The organism is Apibacter sp. B3546, assembly GCF_009827885.1.
Taxonomy (GTDB): domain Bacteria; phylum Bacteroidota; class Bacteroidia; order Flavobacteriales; family Weeksellaceae; genus Apibacter.
The window spans coordinates 700,022-700,309 of sequence record NZ_WINW01000002.1; the positions used below are offsets into that span (position 1 = coordinate 700,022).

General features: G+C 34.0%; 1 protein-coding gene. It reads right to left on the reverse strand.

Annotated features, from left to right (window positions below; genetic code table 11):
- Positions 1–288, reverse strand: a 288-nt coding sequence (locus GFU93_RS03235) for a hypothetical protein (protein WP_160567166.1), incomplete at both ends; no start/stop codon positions are given.

Genomic DNA, 288 nt, shown 5'->3' on the forward strand with positions numbered 1-288 from the left:
AAAATAAGATATCTCTCCCCATTACCAATATTACCATTGGAAGTATCTCCATTCATACATCTTTCCCATGTCCGGGAAAGACCTATACTGTCTTTGGAATTTATATATAGTATTTGTCCTTCGTATTTCACTGTATTTCCAAGAGTATCATATACCCAAGGGATTTCTACCCATGCTTTTTTTATTAGTTTTCTGTTCGATCTATATTCGGCCAAAAAAACTCCTCTTTTTTTAGATTCTTCTATTGTCTCACTTGTTTGAATTGATCTTGTCCTATCTGGAACATCG